This window comes from Nocardioides bigeumensis (genome assembly GCF_039531755.1).
In the GTDB taxonomy this organism is placed as follows: domain Bacteria; phylum Actinomycetota; class Actinomycetes; order Propionibacteriales; family Nocardioidaceae; genus Nocardioides; species Nocardioides bigeumensis.
This window is the reverse complement of the sequence record NZ_BAAAQQ010000011.1, coordinates 41,779-59,264: the sequence shown is the minus strand read 5'-3', so window position 1 is coordinate 59,264 and position 17,486 is coordinate 41,779. Positions and strand designations below refer to the sequence as shown.

The 17,486-nt window shown below is 70.6% G+C and carries 14 protein-coding genes; 4 read left to right on the top strand and 10 right to left on the bottom strand.

Going from position 1 to position 17,486, the window contains the following annotated elements; translation table 11 throughout:
• Positions 1 to 12: 12 nt before the first annotated feature.
• The 7 genes from ABD295_RS09390 to ABD295_RS09360 all read right to left on the bottom strand — a co-directional run bounded on the left by ABD295_RS09390 (position 13) and on the right by ABD295_RS09360 (position 8,166).
• Positions 13 to 888, bottom strand: coding sequence for a septum formation family protein (locus ABD295_RS09390; RefSeq protein ID WP_344303441.1), 876 nt, complete (start codon positions 886 to 888; stop codon positions 13 to 15).
• Positions 885 to 1,694 carry a septum formation family protein gene (locus ABD295_RS09385; protein ID WP_344303440.1) on the bottom strand — a complete coding sequence of 270 codons (810 nt, stop codon included), beginning with the start codon at positions 1,692 to 1,694 and terminating at the stop codon, positions 885 to 887. The genes ABD295_RS09390 and ABD295_RS09385 overlap by 4 nt, the downstream gene beginning before the upstream one ends.
• A gap of 10 nt (positions 1,695 to 1,704) precedes the next feature.
• Positions 1,705 to 1,869 carry a hypothetical protein gene (locus ABD295_RS09380; protein ID WP_344303439.1) on the bottom strand — a complete coding sequence of 55 codons (165 nt, stop codon included), beginning with the start codon at positions 1,867 to 1,869 and terminating at the stop codon, positions 1,705 to 1,707.
• Positions 1,866 to 2,471, bottom strand: a complete 606-nt coding sequence (locus ABD295_RS09375; RefSeq protein WP_344303438.1) for a hypothetical protein — start codon at positions 2,469 to 2,471, stop codon at positions 1,866 to 1,868. The genes ABD295_RS09380 and ABD295_RS09375 overlap by 4 nt, the downstream gene beginning before the upstream one ends.
• Positions 2,472 to 2,561: 90 nt before the next feature.
• Positions 2,562 to 3,863: an HNH endonuclease signature motif containing protein gene (locus tag ABD295_RS09370; RefSeq protein ID WP_344303437.1), complete on the bottom strand. Its 1,302-nt coding sequence runs from the start codon at positions 3,861 to 3,863 to the stop codon at positions 2,562 to 2,564.
• A gap of 84 nt (positions 3,864 to 3,947) precedes the next feature.
• The gene (locus ABD295_RS09365) at positions 3,948 to 4,922 is read right to left on the bottom strand and encodes a GNAT family N-acetyltransferase (RefSeq protein ID WP_344303436.1); all 975 of its coding nucleotides are present in this window, start codon (positions 4,920 to 4,922) and stop codon (positions 3,948 to 3,950) included.
• A 4-nt stretch (positions 4,923 to 4,926) separates the two neighbouring features.
• Positions 4,927 to 8,166: an ExeM/NucH family extracellular endonuclease gene (locus tag ABD295_RS09360; protein WP_344303435.1), complete on the bottom strand. Its 3,240-nt coding sequence runs from the start codon at positions 8,164 to 8,166 to the stop codon at positions 4,927 to 4,929.
• A gap of 323 nt (positions 8,167 to 8,489) precedes the next feature.
• Between ABD295_RS09360 and leuA the strand changes: the two genes are divergently transcribed.
• Positions 8,490 to 10,223, top strand: a complete 1,734-nt coding sequence (gene leuA / locus ABD295_RS09355; protein ID WP_344303434.1) for a 2-isopropylmalate synthase — start codon at positions 8,490 to 8,492, stop codon at positions 10,221 to 10,223.
• 67 nt (positions 10,224 to 10,290) lie between these two features.
• Positions 10,291 to 11,400, top strand: coding sequence for an aminomethyl transferase family protein (locus ABD295_RS09350; protein WP_344303433.1), 1,110 nt, complete (start codon positions 10,291 to 10,293; stop codon positions 11,398 to 11,400).
• 12 nt (positions 11,401 to 11,412) lie between these two features.
• Here ABD295_RS09350 and ABD295_RS09345 read toward each other — a convergent pair whose 3' ends face one another.
• The 3 genes from ABD295_RS09345 to ABD295_RS09335 all read right to left on the bottom strand — a co-directional run bounded on the left by ABD295_RS09345 (position 11,413) and on the right by ABD295_RS09335 (position 14,271).
• Positions 11,413 to 12,405 (bottom strand): hypothetical protein, encoded by a 993-nt coding sequence (locus ABD295_RS09345; protein ID WP_344303432.1) that lies wholly within the window; start codon positions 12,403 to 12,405, stop codon positions 11,413 to 11,415.
• 99 nt (positions 12,406 to 12,504) lie between these two features.
• The gene (locus tag ABD295_RS09340; RefSeq protein ID WP_344303431.1) at positions 12,505 to 13,080 is read right to left on the bottom strand and encodes a hypothetical protein; all 576 of its coding nucleotides are present in this window, start codon (positions 13,078 to 13,080) and stop codon (positions 12,505 to 12,507) included.
• Between the two features lie 198 nt (positions 13,081 to 13,278).
• Positions 13,279 to 14,271 carry a helix-turn-helix transcriptional regulator gene (locus ABD295_RS09335; protein WP_344303430.1) on the bottom strand — a complete coding sequence of 331 codons (993 nt, stop codon included), beginning with the start codon at positions 14,269 to 14,271 and terminating at the stop codon, positions 13,279 to 13,281.
• A gap of 308 nt (positions 14,272 to 14,579) precedes the next feature.
• Between ABD295_RS09335 and ABD295_RS09330 the strand changes: the two genes are divergently transcribed.
• Together ABD295_RS09330 and ABD295_RS09325 are read left to right on the top strand one after the other, a co-directional pair.
• A complete protein-coding gene (locus ABD295_RS09330) occupies positions 14,580 to 14,867 on the top strand; it encodes a DUF4242 domain-containing protein (protein ID WP_344303429.1) in 288 nt (95 codons plus the stop codon).
• Positions 14,868 to 14,905: 38 nt separating this feature from the next.
• Entirely contained in the window at positions 14,906 to 17,485 is a 2,580-nt protein-coding gene (locus tag ABD295_RS09325) for a helix-turn-helix transcriptional regulator (RefSeq protein WP_344303428.1), read from the top strand.
• Position 17,486: the final 1 nt, after the last annotated feature.

Below are 17,486 nucleotides of genomic sequence, written 5' to 3'. Positions count from 1 at the left end.
CGTTTCCCGAGCTCAGGGGGTCGGGGCCCAGCAGACGCCGTACCGGCGGCCTTGCCGCCACTGCTCCAGGGTCGGCCACTCGTAGCCCCACCGGAAGTCCAGGGTGTCCTCGGCGACCTGGCGGGCGGCGTCGGTGCACGGGGTGGTGCCGAGGTTGCGGACCGCGTCGACGCCGGGGTAGCGGCCGCCCTGTCCGGGCTCGATCGGCACCGTGCTCAACGCCACCCACGAGTGCGGGGAGCCGCAGGCGACCCGTTCGAAGCGGGGGTTCCCCGGCTCGGCGGTCGCACACAGTCCGTACGTCGCCTTCCAGGCCGGGTTGCGACCGAGCAGGCCCTCCAGCCGACCCTCGAGCCGGGCCAGGGAGCCTTCGGACGCGAGCGCGATGACGTCGCAGCGGTACCAGTCCGCGCCGCGGTCGGCTTGCTCGAGGCTGGGCGTGAACCACACCGGCCGGAACATGCTGAGCCTGATCGCCTGTTCGGGGCCGCCGAGGAAGGCCGCCAGCCGGCGTGGGCACTCGGTCGCGACCGCGTCCTGCACCGGGCGCGAGTCGACGGCCCCGGCGGCACCATCGACCAGCCCGCCGATGCGGCCGACGGCGTACGTGCGCGCGGTGTGCGGCCGCTCGCAGGAGCTCGCCGGCACGTGGGTCACCGCCTCGAGCGCCTGGTCGAAGTCGAGCCGGTAGCAGGCGCGTACCTCGGGCGGCTTCGGAGGCGGCTCCAGGGCGGACGGGTCCGACGTGGGTGCGGCTGAGGACGACGGCGGGCTCGAGGACGCGGTCGGAGCCGCCGCGGGGCCGTCGCTGCTCCCAGACGGCGAGCAGGCGGAGGCCAGCAGCATCGGGAAGAGCAGCCACCCGGCCACCCGTCTGCGCGCGGTCACTGTTCCGTGGCGGCCCAGCACACAGACCGCCGGTTCCCCGCCTGCCACTCCGCCTCGTGGAACCACGTGTAGCCGAAGTCGTAGGTCACCGGGTAGTTGAGCCAGGCACCGACGGAGCGGGAGCAGAAGTCGCGGGTGCGCACCTCGACGACCCGGTCGCCGGGGTACTCGTCGCCCGGCTGCCCGAGCTTGATCGTCGTCACCGCGCGCCAGTTGTGCTTCTCCGAGCACGGCACCTTGGGCGCTCCGCTGACCGACTCCCCGTCGGCGCACACCAGCCAGCGATCGTCCGGCTTGCCGAGGAGGATGCCCTCGGCGCTCTCCGGCAGGTTGACGTACGCCGCGCTCTGCTCGCCGCCGCCGACGACGTCGCAGCGGTACCACCGGGCTCCGTCGGACCAGTCCGCCTCGGACGGGCGGAACCACGCCCAGTTGAGCACGGTGCGCATCATGAGGCTCTCGTCAGCCCCGACGAACTCGGCGAACGCCTTCGAGCAGGTGCGGTAGGCGAACGCGCCGACCTCCTGGTCGTCGTACTCCGCCTCAGCGAACTCGTCGGGCAGCGCCCCGACCGCGATCGTCTCAGCCGTGTGGTCCTCGGCGCAGTCGACGGGCTCGGTGCTGTTGCTCGGCCGGCTGACGTCGTCCGGGGTGAGCACCCGGCACGCGCCGAGCTCCGGCATGGTCTCCGTTGGTTTGTCGCCGTCGGGCTCGGCGTCGGCAGCGCACGAGGACAGGAGCGCGACGAGCAGGAGCGCGACGAGACCTGCCGTCGCGCTCCAGACCGCGGCAGCGGGGCGCACCATGCCGCACAGCCTAGGTGCCTGCCTCTAGGCCGTCGTCGACCCCGATCCTCTCGACGATGTCGACGCCCATGCACGTGGCCTGGGTGGCGGTGATCGGGAAGTCCTCGTCGTCGCCCATCTCGTCGTAGAACGCGTCCGACAGGGACTGTCCGGCCGCGGGCGTGCGCCACGTCACTTGGGGGCGCACTTGCCGACCACGGCGGTCAGGAGGCTCTCGGCCTTGTCCTGGTCGCCCTCGAAGTAGGGGGTGAAGACCTGGGTCAGCGCCGCCTCGTCCATCTCGCGCTCGACACACCTGCGGGCAGAAGCAGGGGCGTCCTTCGCCTCGGAGAACACGGCCTGGACGAACGGCTCGGCACCGGTGCAGCCGACCATGACCTCCGCCGCCTGCGCCGCCTGGTCAGGCGGGAACGCGGTGTCGTCGCTGTCACGGACCTCGAGGTCCTCGGTCAAGGCGCCGGCCTCGACCAGCGCGTCGACGCCGAGCGTGTCGACCAGGTCCTCACCGAAGCAAGACGCCTGCTCTGCTGTGAGGGGGAAGTCGGCGTCGGACCCGCTGGCGAAGTCGGCTGTCAGAGCGTTGGCGGCCTTGTCCTCGCGGTCCCCTTCGTCGGAGAGCTCCTCGTCGGCGGACTCCTCGCCCGTCGACTCCTCCGCGGAGGCCGTCTCCTCCGACGAGCTGTCGGACGCGGCGGGCTCGGGTTCGTCCTCGCCGCACGCGCTGAGGACGAGTGCGCCGGTCAGCAGCACCGAAGCGAGGATGGTCGTACGTCGCATGGGGACCCCCGAGAGTCAGTGCCGCTGACCAGCGGCCCGCTCAAGGTAGGTGAGGCGCACCCTGACGTCTACACCCTTGACGGTGGGCCGTCAGGCGCGTGCGGTGATGCCACAGGGTCCTGTCCAGACGTAGTGATCGGGGAGGTGTGCGGGCAGCCTCCAGTAGCGCCAGAGGCCTGCGGTCTTGGCACGGTGGTGTCGTCGGCAGAGGCATGCGAGTTTCGAAGGTGCGGTTTGTCCTGGAGGGCCGTTCGGGTTGTACGCCTCGATGTGGTCGACGTCGCAACGTCTCGCGTCGACTTGGCAGCCGGGGAACACGCAGGTCTTGTCTCTGAGGATCACTTGTTCGCGGATGCGTTCGGGTGGGTCGTGCCGGTCCACCGAGGGTTCGGGGCGGGCTGTCTGGCCGGTGTCCATCCAGATCACGGGCTGGATCTTCACTCTCGTGTGCGCGATCCACTCGTGGAGCTTGGTGGTGGTGATCGGCCCGAGGCGCTCGACCTCGCCGACCGCAACGGGTTCGTCGAGGAGGTCGGTGAGGTCGGCGTGCACGTAGAGCGTCATCGCGGTGGTCGGGTGCGGGGGTTTCGTGACGTCGCCTAGCGGCTCCTCCTCAACCACCGGTGGGTGGCCACCGACGAGTCCGCAGAGCGCGTCGGCCTTGCGGGCGCCGAGGGGACGGTCGTCGCCGGCCTTCCCCGCCTCCTTGGCCTGGCGGCAGGCGTACTTGTAGAGCCGGGTCAGCCCCACCGTGTCCCCGGTGATGTGGAGCTCGCTGGACCCGGCGAACACAGGCGCTTCGGGGGTGAACAGGGTGACCTCCCACCCGGCGGTCGCGGCCTGCTCGGCTTCGGCCTGCTGGTCGGGCTGGTGCTTCGCGATCACCATCGCGATGGCCTTGTCGATGACACGAGGGCCGGCGTGCTTGAGCCTGGGTGCGAGCCTGCGGTCGACCTCCAACGCGGCCTCCCGGGAAAGGTGATGCGTCGCGGTGGCGACCCTGCGGGCCTTCCATGCGGGGACCTTGAGCGACTCGACCATGCCGTGGCACAACGGGAGCCGGTGGCGCAGGTCCAGCGCGTCCGCAATCAGCTGCCGCGCCGACGCCGGGGAGATCTCCAACGTCACAGCAAGGGGCTCGGCGACGAAAGCCTCGACGCCGGGGCACCCGTCCCCGCCCAACGACTCATCGGTGAGCAGGAACGAGTCGCCGCCCCAGGTGCTGGTGCCGGTCTCGGCGGTGGCGGGGTGCATGATCGCCCACTGGTAGGCGATCTGGAGCTTGTCGGCCTCGGCCTGGCGGGCGCGCCGGTCCACGACGGCGAGCGCGTCGAGCAGCGCGCTGGGGCCGAGGTCATCGAGACCCGGCTGCTCGTCACGTGCTGCTGTCATGTCACCAATCCAAGCAGCGACCACCGACAACGCCCCAGGGTCGAGGCCCTTGTTCCACAGGAGTTCTCGGACCGAGCTCCTTCGTCAGCGGGCGCGACGGTACGCGCTGTTCTCCGCGACGATCCTGGTACCGAGCCGCTGGTTGACCGCCAGCATCGGCGCGTTGGTGGTGTCGTTCCAGGTGTCGATCACGCGCACGTCGGGCCGCTCCGCGCGCAGCCACGCCGCCATCTCGAGCTTGAGCAGCAGGCCCAGCCCGTGGCCGCGGTACGCCGGCAGCACCGACGTGTCCTCCTGCGCGGCGAACCCCGGGATCAGCTCCTTGACGCAGACCATGGTCAGGCCCGCAGGTGCGCCCGTCGCGCGGTCGCGGGCCACGATCGTGTGCTGGGTCTGCCGGCGGCGCACCAAGGACTGCTCGTACGCCGCGATGCGCTCCGGCGGGTAGGACTCCCACTCGTGGGCGTCGGGCGCGTCGTTGATCGCCTCCCGCAAGACCTGCATCTCCGCGAGATCCGCGTCGGGTGTGGGCCCGACCCGCCTCTCCAGGTCGAAGTGCTCCGATGCAGCGACCACCTCATCTCGCAGGGCCGGGGCAGCGACCGCGGCGTCGGTCAGGTCGAGCCGCCTGATGCCGTGCGTCATGATCCGGCGGAAGCCCATCGCCGGCAGGGCCCTGGCTCCCGCCGTCCCTCGCCAGGCTCCCGTGCGCAGCACCGGCCGTTGCGTCGCCGCCACGACCTGGTCCAGCAAGGCGTTGCCGATGCCGGACCTCTGGTGGTCCGGGTGCACGACGCCCCCGAGGAAGGCCGCGTCGGTGTATTCGTGCTCCGGCTCGTTGAGCTCGACCATCCCGACCACACTGCCCCCGATGCGGGCGAGCCACCAGGCCTTCGCAGGCTCGTCGGTCAGCGTCACGTCGAGCAGGAACGACTCACCGGTGGGCCGCTCGGTGGGCACCTGCTCACGCCCCGCCGAGATCAGGGCTGCCAGCTCGGTGGCCAGGCCGAGGTCGAGCGCGCCGGGATCGACGCGCTCGACCTGGAGCCCAGCTGTCAAGAGGTCACCGTGAGATCGGCACCCGCACGGTCGCTGTCGCCGTACCGGTGTTGCCCGCGTTGTCGGTCGCCTCGTAGGTGATCGTGTAGACGCGGCCAGAGCCCAGCTCGTTGCGCTCCGCGCGGAGCTTGAACGTCGTGTCGTTCACGATCACGATGTCGTTCACGGTGTTGCCGTCAGCCTTTCCGGGAGCTTCGTCAGGCTCGTTCGAGGTCACCGAGACGAGATCCCATGACGCGACGCCGCTCGGGTCGGTCACCTCGACGTCGGCGGTCACCGTGACGTACTTGTGGTTCGGCGGGAACAGCACGTCCTTGCTCAACGTGATGTCGAACTCCGGCGCCACCGAGTCCAGCGCCAGGCCGATGATGACCGGGTCGTGGTCGGAGGACCTGAAGGGGTCGGGCGCGTAGAGCGCGTCCTCGGCCGGAGCCTTGTACGTCATGTCGTAGTCGAGGATCGACGGCTCGTCGGCGTTGATGTGCCAGGCCTTCGTGCCGGTGACCTCGTCGACGAGCGGCGCGCTGGCCAGACCGTGGTCGAGGTAGCCGATCTTGCCGTCGAAGACGTAGGAGTACGCCGACTCGCCACCGAACTTCTTCACCAGGTCGGTGTAGCCGCCGGCCACGAACGTGTCGATCGGGTCCTCGTGGTCGTAGGAGTTCAGGTCGCCGATGATGAGGTTCTTCGGAGAGCCCGAGCCCGTCGGGTCCGAGGCCATCCAGTCGACCAGCGCAGCGGCGGCCTGCGTGCGGGTCTCGTCGCAGTTGCCGGAGCCGTCGCCGGTGTCCGGGTCGCCAGTGCAGGCCGAGCCCTTCGACTTCAGGTGGTTGACAGCCACCGTGACCACCTCGTCGGTGCCGTTCTCTCGGAACGTCTGGGCCACGGCGGGCCGGTTGCGCGAGGTGTCGAAGCGCCCGTCCACCGTCTCGTCGAGGATCTTGTGGGCGCCCACGGGAGTGACTGTGCCGGGCTTGTAGATCAGCGCCACCTTGATGACGTCGGTGCCGATCGTGCCCGTGCTGATGTAGTCGTAGGTGCCCGCGCCGACCTTCTCGTTGAGCGCGCCGACGAGCCGCTCGGGAGCGGCCTCGTTGTTCTCGATCTCGAGGAGTCCGAACACGTCTGCGTCGATCTCCGCGAGGGCGGCCACGATCTTGTCCTCCTGCCGCACCAGCTCCGCCTCGGTGTTGGCGCCGCGGCTGTTGAGGGTGGAGAAGTAGTTCAGGACGTTGAACGACGACACGGTCAGGCTGCCGCCCACGTCGGGCACCGACGGGCGCTCGTTCGCCGAGGTGTACGTCGCCCCTGTGGTCGGCTGGATGCGGTACTCGTCGAACTGGTAGTCCATGACGCCGGTGACGCCACTGAGGAGGTCACCACCGCGGAACGAGTGCTGAAGGGTGAACTGCGCGCCGTCCGGGTGCCGCGGCGGGCTCGGGTTGGAGGCGCTGCGTCCGTCGTCGAGCAGCACGCGGGCGAGGGCCTGCTCGGCCGCGAGGTCGATGGCGGACTGGCCGGGCTCGACGACCGCCGTCGGGGTGTCCTGCCGGTTCGCGGTCAGCGAGACCTCACCGAACTGCGCGTAGTTGAAGTACTCGGCGATCACCAGGTCCTGCGGGAAGGTGACCAGCATGCCTTCGTACTTCTCGAGGTCGCCCGGTGCGTCGATCGGCAACGACAGCGTCGTGGGCTCGATGGTCGTGGTGCCCTCGCCACAGCGGAAGATGTTCGAGACCGCCGTGATCTCGGTGAGCCCGTCGAACTCGTCGACGGTGCCGCGCACGCGGACCGTCTGGCCGTTCGCGAACCCGGCTGCGTCGGCGAAGACGTAGACGCCCTCGGAGGTGTTCGGGTCTGCGTCGACGACCGGTGTCTGGATGTAGATCGCGTCGCGCGTCCCGCTCTGGAAGCGGCCCACCACCACGCCCTCGGTCAGCACCGACTGTCCGTCGAGCGGGCTGGCCGCGCCGTTGCCCTGGACGTCGTGGATCGGGGTGATGGCGGACTCGCAGGTGTCGACGACGACGGGAGGCTCGTAGGCCGCGTTCGGGTCGCCCGGTGTGTTGAGGGCCTCGCCCTCGGTCGGGGTGCCGGTGAAGCCGGGGATGCCAGCGAGGTCGTAGTCGTTGCGCATCCAGTCAGCGGCCGCGTCGGTGTCGGTGCCGTCGGGGATCCGGGAGGCGCCGCCGGGGGCGAACGCCAGACCGTCGTACGCCACTCCGAGGCTCGGCGTGCCGTAGGTGCGGTCGCCCGCGCCGCCGTCGTTGACGGCGACCGCGTCGACGAGAGCGGTCCACGGCGTCGAGTCGAGGGTGCCGTCGTCGTCGGTGTCGAGGTCGTTGGTCGGCGCGCCGGTGAAGCCCTTGACGAGGAGCAGCGTGAGCGTGCCGTTCTCGAGGGCGTTGGCCGGGAGACTGGCGAGGTAGAGGCCGTCGGCGTCGGTCGCGCCGAGGCTGATCACCTCGTCGACGACGCCGGTCGCGGTCCCACCGGTGTCACCCTCGATCTCCAGGACCTTGTACGCCGACAGGTCGGTCGACGGGGCGTCGTGGACCTCGACGTACTCGACATCGGTTCCCGTCGTCGAGGCGCTGAACTCGTTGATGACCGGCGTCGCCGGCTCCTCGTCGCCACCGGGCGGGATCCCGAGGTCGCTGACGGTGTCCAGCGCGAAGCCCTCCCACTCGACGCTCGGGTCGAACGTGTTGGAGCCGTCCGTGTCGCCGGCCTGAATGGACGACAGTCGGCGGAGGGTGTTGTCCTGCGTGCTCGTGGCTCCGGTGCCCCACTCGGTCCCGGGGTCGTTGCCGATCTGGCCGATCACGTCAAGCACCGTCGAGCCCTTGCGCAGCACGACGGCGTCGTCGCCGTTGTACCAGCCGGCGCTGCTGAGCTGGTCGGCTGCGAGGATCTCCGGCAGCGTGGCTGCGGTCTGGCCGAGCACGAAGACGTCGCCCGCGGCGACGGTGCCGGTGAGGTTGATCGTCAGCCCGGCCGTGGCCGAGCCGTTGAAGAACATCTGCACGCTGTAGGCATCGGCGGGGGTGGCGGCGTTCAGCGTCACCGGCGTGGCGGTGCCGTTGTAGATCTCCAGCGCCTTGTTGACGCCGCTGCCCTCGATGTACTCCGAGAAGAAGAGCTCGGTCGGTGCGGCCTCGGCGGCGGGAGCGGTGGCGAGCACCGCGAGCGGACTGGCGGCGACCGCCAGGAAGGACAGGACGGCGGTGGCGCGTCGACGCATGCGATTGCTCCGAGTCAAGGTGTGGTGCCCGAGGTGGGCCCGAGAAGGGGACGTGCGCTGCACTCTAAGCAGCGTCCGCACGCGTTGACGAGGTGACCTTCGACGAAGTTTCCGGGTCCGTCAGGTGAACCTTCGCCATCCCGGGCGACCGCGTGCTGGACGCGTCGTGGCCGGGGCCACGCGCACGGGGCTAGGCTGACAGCCTCATGAGCGGTCGCACTCTCCTCCTTCGCTGCCGCAGCGGGGCCTGAACGCCGGACCTCCTCGCTGCGGAGAGCGGGTTGCGCGCCGGCGCCCACCACCTCATCAAGGACAGCGACCTCATGACTCTGCAGAACTCAGGCTTCGCCAACACCCAGCGGCCGAGCCCCATGCCGTTCGACCGCTATCGCGCCTTCGAGCCGATCGACCTGCCCGACCGCACCTGGCCGGCCAACCGGATCACCCAGGCGCCGCGTTGGCTCTCCACCGACCTGCGCGACGGCAACCAGGCGCTCATCGACCCGATGAGCCCGGCCCGCAAGATGCGCATGTTCGAGCTGCTCGTGTCGATGGGCTACAAGGAGATCGAGGTCGGGTTCCCGAGCGCGAGCCAGACCGACTTCGACTTCGTGCGCCAGCTCGTCGAGCAGGACCGCGTGCCGGAGGACGTCACCATCTCCGTGCTCACCCAGGCGCGCGAGGACCTGATCGAGCGCACCGTGCAGTCGCTCGTCGGCGTCCACCACGCCAACATCCACATGTACAACGCGCTCGCCCCGCTCTTCCGCCGCGTGGTCTTCCACGCCGGCAAGGACGAGGTGCGCAACATCGCGGTGCGCGGCACCGAGATGGTGATGAAGTACGCCGAGTCGTGGCTCGACAAGACCGTCATCGGCTACGAGTACAGCCCCGAGATCTTCACCGGCACCGAGCTGCCCTTCTCCGTCGACGTCTGCGAGGCGGTCTCCGACGTCTGGCAGCCCGACGACGGCCGCGAGATCATCCTCAACCTGCCGGCCACCATCGAGATGGCCACGCCAAACGTGTACGCCGACCAGATCGAGTGGTTCTCCCGGCAGCTGACCCGCCGAGAGTTCACGACCATCTCCCTGCACCCGCACAACGACCGCGGCACCGCCGTCGCCGCCACCGAGCTGGCGATGATGGCCGGGGCCGACCGCGTCGAAGGTTGCCTCTTCGGCCACGGCGAGCGCACCGGCAACGTCTGCCTGGTGACGCTGGGCATGAACCTCTTCAGCCAGGGCATCGACCCGCAGATCGACTTCAGCGACATCGACGAGATCCGTCGCACGGTCGAGTGGTGCACCCAGCTGCCGGTCCACCCGCGGCACCCCTACGCCGGCGACCTCGTCTACACGGCGTTCTCCGGGTCGCACCAGGACGCGATCAAGAAGGGGCTGGAGGACCTCGAGGAGAAGGCCAAGCAGGCCGGCGTACCGGTGGGGGAGCTGGCCTGGGAGGCGCCGTACCTGCCCATCGACCCGAAGGACGTCGGCCGCTCCTACGAGGCCGTGATCCGGGTGAACAGCCAGTCCGGCAAGGGCGGCGTCGCCTACGTCCTCAAGGCCGAGCACAAGCTCGACCTCCCGCGCCGCGCGCAGATCGAGTTCTCCCGCGTCATCCAGGAGCACACCGACGCCGAGGGCGGCGAGATCAGTCCGGAGCGGATCTGGGAGGTCTTCACGGCCGAGTACCTCGCCCGCGAGACCCCGCTGCGGCTGGACTCGGTGCACACCTCGTCAACCGCCGGCGAGAAGGACCAGCTCCAGACCCAGGTGTACGTCGACGGCGAGCTCACCAGCCTCGAGGGCACCGGCAACGGCCCGATCGCGGCGTTCGTCAACGCCATCAACGAGGTCGAGCGCCCCGATGGTGGCTTCGACGTGCGGGTGCTCGACTACCACGAGCACGCGCTCTCCGCGGGCGGGGACGCCATCGCTGCGGCGTACGTCGAGTGCCTGGTCCGCGACCAGGTCCTCTGGGGTATCGGGCTCGACGCCAACATCGTGACCGCCTCGCTCAAGGCGGTCATCAGCGCGGTCAACCGCGCGTGAACTCTCCTACTTGAACACTCAGTCAAACGCGTGGGAGGATGCGGCACCCGTCGGCTGGGAGGCCCGCATGAACGAGAGCAAGACGATCAGGTCCGCGTTCTACGGCGTGACCGCCGCGCAGGGCGGCTCGTTCCTCGAGGACAGCGGCTGGATGTGGCTCGAGGGGTTCGGCGACCCTGCGAAGGAGTACGCCGCGCTCCGCGACGACGTGGCGGTGTGGGACGTCTCCCCGCTCAACAAGTGGGACTTCCGCGGACCCGACGCCCTGAAGGGTGCCCAGCGGCTGTTCAGCAACGACGCGCTCGGGCTCGAGGTGGGGCAGGTCCGCTACGGCGCCTTCCTCGACGCCGACGGGCTGATGGTGGACGACGGGACGGTCTTCAACACCGGGCTCGACGACCACTGCTGGGTGATGACCAACGGCCGGGACCATGATGAGCGCTTCGCAGAGGCCCTGCAGGGGCTCGACGTCGAGTTCGAGTGGGTCACGCTGTCGATGCCGCACCTCGGCGTCACCGGGCCGCGCTCGCGTGAGGTCGTCCAAACGCTCACCGACGAGGACCTCGGGTCGCTGCGCTACTTCCGCTTCATCCCGCGGCCGGTCGAGGTCGCGGGCGTGGAGGTCCACCTGTCGCGGACCGGGTACGGCGGCGAGCTCGGCTACGAGCTGTTCCTGACCGACCCCGCCGATGCCGAGACCCTCTGGAACGCCGTGGTCGGCGCCGGCGTGACGCCGATCGGCACCGACGCCATCGAGATCGCCCGGATCGAAGCGGGGCTGATCGTCACCGGCTACGACTACGAGCCGCACGAGCGGTCGCCGTACGACTTCAATCTCGACAAGATGGTGCGGCCCGACCTCGGGCTCGGGTTCGCGGGCCAGGACGCGTTGCGCGACGTCGCCGCTCACCCGCCCCATCGCTTCGTCACGCTGCGCTACGACGCCGACGAGCTCCCGGAGTACGGCGCCGCCGTCACCAAGGACGGCCAGGAGGTCGGCGTCCTCACCAGCCCGACCGACAGCCCGAGGTTCGGCAAGATCGGGCTGGCGGTGGTCGAGACAGCCCACGCGGCGCCGGGAAGCACCCTGGACGTGGCTGTCGGCGACGAGAACGTCTCGGCAACAGTCGACGGGTTGCCGGTCTACGACCCGCAGAAGAAGCGTCCGCGCGCCTAGGTCCTCCGAGGTCTAGGGCGAGATCAGCACCCAGCGATCCCACCAGAAGTCGTTGCGTTGGTCGGCCCAGACCTCCACCCAGAACTGTCCGGGGAGGTTCGTGACGCTCTGGCCGACGCCCACCCAGTCCCCATCGGCGAGGGGGATCGTCGCGGTGGTGCCGTCGCGACGGGTCAGCTCCGCGGACCACTCGAGGATGGCGTCCGGCAACGACCCGAACTCGGGTGTCCAGGTGAGCGCGCCGTTCGGGACGGCACCGCCCTGAGCTCGGGCCGGATAGAGATCGAGGAGCTCCGAGCTGGTCGACTGGTCGGGGATGAACCGGATGCGCAACCGGAGGAAGTCTGCTCCGACGAGCGGGTCAGGTCCGACGACGGAGATCGATGCTCCCTCGAACCCGATGGCGCTCCGGCCGTTCACCGTGCCCAGCCGGGACGTGCCTGGATGGAAGTCGACCCTGCGGTCGGTGGGCACCTCGAGCGTCAACGGCGCCGTCACGGTGCGTCCCGTCGAGCTGACCGCGACGATGAGCGTGCCGGGCTGCGGGAACGAGGTCTCGGGTGTCTGGAGACTCAGTGAGGAGAAGGTGACCGTCGTGTCGGCCGGTATCTGTGCCGCGTTGTAGTAGACGAGCTCGGCGTGTGGACCGGCGCCGCTGGTCGCGAGCGTCAGGCCGTCCCAGGAGTCGGAGGCAGGGTGACGCAGCTCGTTCACCTGGAGGTTCGGCGCCTTCATCTCGTTGCCCTGGAAGCGGATCCGCAGGTACAGCCGACCTGGATCGATTGCCGGGCCGTTGTTGGCGATGGTGATCGAGTCGAGGGTGAAGGACCAGGTCCACTGGAAGTTCGGCCGCGCCTGGAGGGCGCCGATCGCGCCGGACACGGACAGGTAAGCGGGTGGCGGCGACGCGGCGGCCGCCGCGGGTGCGGTGGCGGCGACCATGACTGCCGGGGCGCTCCAGGCCCCGGCACGAACCAGAGCTCGTCGGGTCGTGGGGATCGGCACGACGCCATCAGGCTCCTGTAGGTGCTGCTCTGTCATCGGCTGTCTCCGGTATGTCGATATCGGTGGCGGCGTAGTCGGTGGCGGCGGTGTCGATCCAGGTCAGGGCGTGGCGACCCGCCAACCGATCGACTTCCACCTCACGGACGCGTCCAGGACGGACAGCACGAGTTCGAAACGGCCCGGTGGGCGACCGGTGGCGGGTGTCGTCAGCCAGACGCCGTCTGTCAGACCCACGGGCTGGTCGGCTGTCACCGCCAGGTTGCATTGGTATCGCGGAAAAGGCACGACTCCGGGGTTGGCGAGGAGGAAGGTCGGTTGGGAAGCCGTGGTCCTGGTTGTCAACGACGGCGCGGGGCCGCCGCCGTTGGGCAAGAAGAAGATGCTCAGCTGCAGCTTGGTTGCGGGAATCACCGGACCATCGATGTTGAGGACGCTCGCACCACTGAAGTAGAGCGACCACGAGTCCGCGTTCGCCGCCACGTACGTGGCGCCGAGCGCCAGGCTGAGCTGGCACTCGGTGGTGACGACCGAGGCTGCGGCGGGAGGCGCGGTCGCGGCCACGATCACCGCCGGGGCGGCCCACGCCGCGGCGCGTACGACGCTGCGCCGGGTCGCGTTGGCCCTGCCGGGGCGGGCGCCCACGGAGGTGGCGGCGTGGAGCATCTGGTGGGTCATCGAAGGTCCCCCTGAGAGAGAAAGAGGTCGCCTTCCCGAGATCGGCGTCGCCAGGCCCCCCTCGCGACGCTAAGGCAAGATCATTGAGTATTAATCCGTACGTATGACTATACACACGAGATCGGCGTCCATGACGCGACAGATGGCACTCTTTCCCGGAGGCTCATGTGGCACCTGTCACACGACGCATCAGGGCTGTCAGGCGGGCTCGACCGCGTCCAGCAGGCGCCGCCCCGCCTCGGCAGCCGCGGCACGCAGCTCCGGGCCGCCGTGGAGGCGGAAGGAAAGGCCCGTCTCGGCGAGCATCGCGGCGAACCAGGCCGGGTCGCCTGTCGTGGCGGTGAGGCGGGTGCGGTCGTCACCCAGCGGGGTCAGCTCGCCCCGGGACCGGCGGAACCAAGGTGCGACCTCGACCAGCGGAGCGTCGAAGGTGACGTCGACGGCGTGCTTCCAGCCCTCGGAGAGGTGTTGCTCGACGGCGTCGAGGGGGTCGAGGTCACCGGGTAGGTCGAAGGTCTGCGAGGTGACGCGCACGGTGCGGACGCGGTCGACGCGGAGCACCCGCTGCGCGTCGACGGTGTGGGACCAGCAGAGGAGGTACCAGAGACCGTGCCGGACCACGACCGCCCACGGATCGAGCTCCATCTCGCGGTCGCGGGTCGGGGAGCCGGCGCCGCCGTCGCCGCTGGCGGGACGCGAGTACCAGATCCGGACGCGCTGGTTCTGCTCGGCGGCGCGGATGAGGGTGGCGGTCGTGTCCGGGTCGGGGACCGCCACCCGGTGACGCGCCCGGGCGCTGCCGCGGAGGACGGTGTCGGCCGCGGCTCCCACCCGCTCGGGCAGCACGCGGATGATCTTGCCGAGGGCGCTGCCGATCGCGGTGTCGGTGTCGGTCGTGGCGTGCGGGCCTTCGACGAGCGCCATCACCAGCCCGAGCGCCTCGGGTGCGGTGAACATCAGCGGTGGGAGCCGCAGCCCGCGACCGACGCGGTAGCCGCCGTACGGGCCGCGCGACGACTCGATCGGCACCTCGGCCTCGCGCAGCAGGGCGACGTAGCGGCGGGCCGCCCGGTCGGAGACGCCGAGCCGCTCGGCGATCCGGTCGGCACCGATGCCCGGCTCGTTCTGGATCAGCTCCAGGGTCAGGAGGGCCCGTGACAAGGGACTGGTCTCGTCCCTCGGCGTCGTCATGCTGGCCACCCCCTGCGCGCTGAATGGTGCGATGTCTCCGGAAGAGAAGCGTCCGCAACCCACCTTAGGCTCGGGGCGAGACGAGACTCCAAGGACCGCCGGTCGCGCCGTTCAGCGCCACTCCTGCGGAGGTCGACGGCCTGCTGGGCGCGCTGGCCCGCCGGCGCGGGTCGGCACCTAGGGATCCACGCCCCGTCGGACGTCCTCGCAACATAGGGAGCCGCTCCCGATGGCGTCGCCCTCGCGCTGGCCGAGAGTTGTGGTCACCGGCAGCGAGGGCTGCTGGTCCACACAGAAAGGCAAGTGCAATGAAGCGTTTCATCATCGAGCGGAACATCGAGGGCGCGAAGGACCTGACCCACGAGGACCTGGTCCAGATCGCCCGGACCTCCTGCGCGGCCGTGGCCTCGCTGGGCGTTCCGTACGTCTGGGTCAACAGCTACGTGGCCGGCGACAAGATCTACTGCGTCCACGAAGCCGAGGACGCCGAGACGATCGTCGAGCACGCGCGACGCGGCGGCTTTCCGGCCGACGTCGTCGAGGTGGTCGTGGCCGAGTTCGGCCCGCACACCGCCACCGAGTCGCAGGTCGCGTGACCCTCACGGCCACCCGACCGACGATCTACGCTGGGCTCGTGCGTCTGCTCGAACGCGACCACGAGCTCGGCGTGATCCGGTCCGCCCTGGCCGCCGCCTCCCGGGGGGAGGGCGGCGGTGTCGCCGTCTCGGGTGAGCCGGGGGCCGGCAAGTCCACGCTCATCGGGGCCGCGGCCACCGACCCGGTCGGGCTCCGCGTGGTCCGCGGCGGCTGCGACCCGCTGCGCACGCCGCGGCCGTTGGGTCCCTTCCTCGACACCGCCAGCGAGCTCGACATCGAGCTCCTCGCGGGCGACGAGGCGCTCACCACCGTCTGCGAGAAGGTGTACGACGCCCTGCGTGCGACGCCGACCCTGCTGGTCGTCGAGGACCTGCACTGGGTCGATGCCGCCTCGGTGGAGGTCTTGCGGTTCCTCACCCATCGCAGCGGGTCGCTGCCCTTGGCCCTGGTGGTCAGCTATCGCGACCACGAGATCGGTCCCCGGCACCCGGCCCGTGCCCTCTTGGGCGACCTGGCCAGGGACGACGGCTTCACCACCCTCGCGCTCGACCCGCTCTCGATCGGCGCGGTCGAGCAGCTGGTCGCCGGCACCGCCCTCGCTGCCGACCAGGTCCACCAGGTCACGGGTGGCAACCCCTTCTTCGTCGCCGAGGTCGTCAAGGACCCGGACCGGCCACTGCCGGCGTCAGTCCGTGACGCAGTGCTGGCCCGGGCGGCGGACCTCGACGACGCCGACCTCGACGTCCTCCAGCTCGTGGCCGCCGCGCCGGACCGACTGGTCGACCGGGTCCTTCCCGCGCTGGGAGTCGACCTCCCGACCCTGCGCCGGCTCCAGGAGACCGGCCTGCTCGACCGGGCGCGTGGGGGACTGGTCTTCCGACACGAGCTGGCCCGTCAGGCGGTCGAGACGACGGTCCCTGCAGGAGGGTCGGCCGACCTCCACGCCCGGCTCCTGGCAGCGATGGAGCGAGTCGGGATGGACGAGCCCGCGGTGCTCACCCACCACGCCGTGGCGGCGCACGACCGCGAGCGCGCGTTCCGCTACGCCCGTGCGGCCGCCGACGACGCCGTGCGCGCCGCCGCGCACACCGAGGCCGCCGCCTTCCTCGAGACCGCGCTGGACCACCTCGTCACGGACGATCCCCGCGAGCGGGCGGAGCTGACGCTGGAGCTCGCCTTCCAGCTCTACATGACCAGCCGGCTGCGTGAGGCGATCGACCACGTCGAGTCGACGATGACGCTCTGGGAGTCGGCCGACGACGCCGCCGGGCTCGCGGCCGCGCACGAGATGGTGGCCGTCTTCGAGTACTACAACGCGCGTGCCGAGCAGGCCCGCTCCCACGCGGACCACGCCTCCGACCTGGCGCGATCCGCGGCCCCGGAGGACCTGGTGTTCGGCTCGGCGCAGGCCACGCGTGGCTACCTCGCCTACCGACGCGGCGAGTACGACCGGGCCCTCCAGTGGAACGACGACGCCAGCCGGGTCGCCGTCCGCATGGGCGACGACCAGCTCACCCTGCGCAGCCGCTTCCTGCACGCCGCGTCCGACCTCGCCAAGGGGAGCGGCGACGCCCGAGCGCAGCTGGCCGACTGGATCGAGGCGGCCCGCTCGCTCGACCTCGACGAGCTGGCGTCCACCGGCTACTCCAACCTCGTCAGCCTCGACGTCGAGCAGCGCCGGTTCCGGGCGGCGGAGAACGTCCTGGGGGAGTCGCTGCCCTTCACGGTCGAGAAGGACATCCCGATCTGCCGGCACTGGCAGACCGGTGTCCGCTCCCGGTTGCACTTCTCCCAAGGTCACTGGAGCGCCGCGCTCGAGGACGCCGGGGCCGTGCTCATCGACGACGGGATGCCGCTCGCGATGGTGTGGCCGCTCCTCGTGTCGGCTCTCGTGCCACTTCGGCGCGGCGAGGCCGGTCCCGAGCTCGCCCTGGACGAGGCGGCGGACCTGGCTGCGCGGATCGGCGAGCCGATGATGCGGATCCCGGTGCACACGGCCCGTGTCGAGAGCGCTTGGACGACCGGAGATCCCGACCCGCACGTGGGGGAGGGGACGCCCGACGTGCTGGCGTCGTACGACGGCGACCCGGCCCTGTCGTGGGCGGTCGGTGACCTCGTGGTGTGGCTGCGCCGGCTGGGGTTGCCGACACCCGTGCCAGACCCGGAGCGGCTGCCCGAGCCCTATCGGCTCAGCCTGTCGGGCCGCCATGACGAGGCCGCGGCCTGGTGGCACCGCACGGGCGACCCCTTCGCCGAGGCCATGGCGTGGGGCGACTCGGAGGACCCGGCGCACCGCTCCCGCGGCGTCGAGCTGTTGGACCGGCTGGGCGCCGTCGGCACCGCCGACCGCCGCCGGGCCGAGCTGCGCCGCGACGGCATCGCCACCGCGCCCGCCAAGCCGCGGGCCAGCACCCGCGCCAACCCCGGCGGGCTGACCAACCGGCAGCTCGACGTCGCCAGGCTCGTCGCCCGCGGCTTCACCAACGCCGAGATCGCCGAGCGGCTGTACATCTCACCGAAGACCACCGACCACCACGTCTCCGCGGTGCTCATGAAGCTCGGTCTCGGCAACCGGCGTCAGGTCGTCGTCAGGGCCGACGAGCTCGGCCTGGCTTAGC

Coding starts and splice junctions, on each gene's coding strand:
- ABD295_RS09385 (WP_344303440.1), bottom strand. CDS start 1,694: ATGGTGCGCCCCGCTGCCGCGGTCTGGAGCGCGACGGCAGGTCTCGTC.
- ABD295_RS09375 (WP_344303438.1), bottom strand. CDS start 2,471: ATGCGACGTACGACCATCCTCGCTTCGGTGCTGCTGACCGGCGCACTC.
- ABD295_RS09370 (WP_344303437.1), bottom strand. CDS start 3,863: ATGACAGCAGCACGTGACGAGCAGCCGGGTCTCGATGACCTCGGCCCC.
- ABD295_RS09360 (WP_344303435.1), bottom strand. CDS start 8,166: ATGCGTCGACGCGCCACCGCCGTCCTGTCCTTCCTGGCGGTCGCCGCC.
- leuA (WP_344303434.1), top strand. CDS start 8,490: ATGACTCTGCAGAACTCAGGCTTCGCCAACACCCAGCGGCCGAGCCCC.
- ABD295_RS09350 (WP_344303433.1), top strand. CDS start 10,291: ATGAACGAGAGCAAGACGATCAGGTCCGCGTTCTACGGCGTGACCGCC.
- ABD295_RS09340 (WP_344303431.1), bottom strand. CDS start 13,080: ATGACCCACCAGATGCTCCACGCCGCCACCTCCGTGGGCGCCCGCCCC.
- ABD295_RS09335 (WP_344303430.1), bottom strand. CDS start 14,271: ATGACGACGCCGAGGGACGAGACCAGTCCCTTGTCACGGGCCCTCCTG.
- ABD295_RS09330 (WP_344303429.1), top strand. CDS start 14,580: ATGAAGCGTTTCATCATCGAGCGGAACATCGAGGGCGCGAAGGACCTG.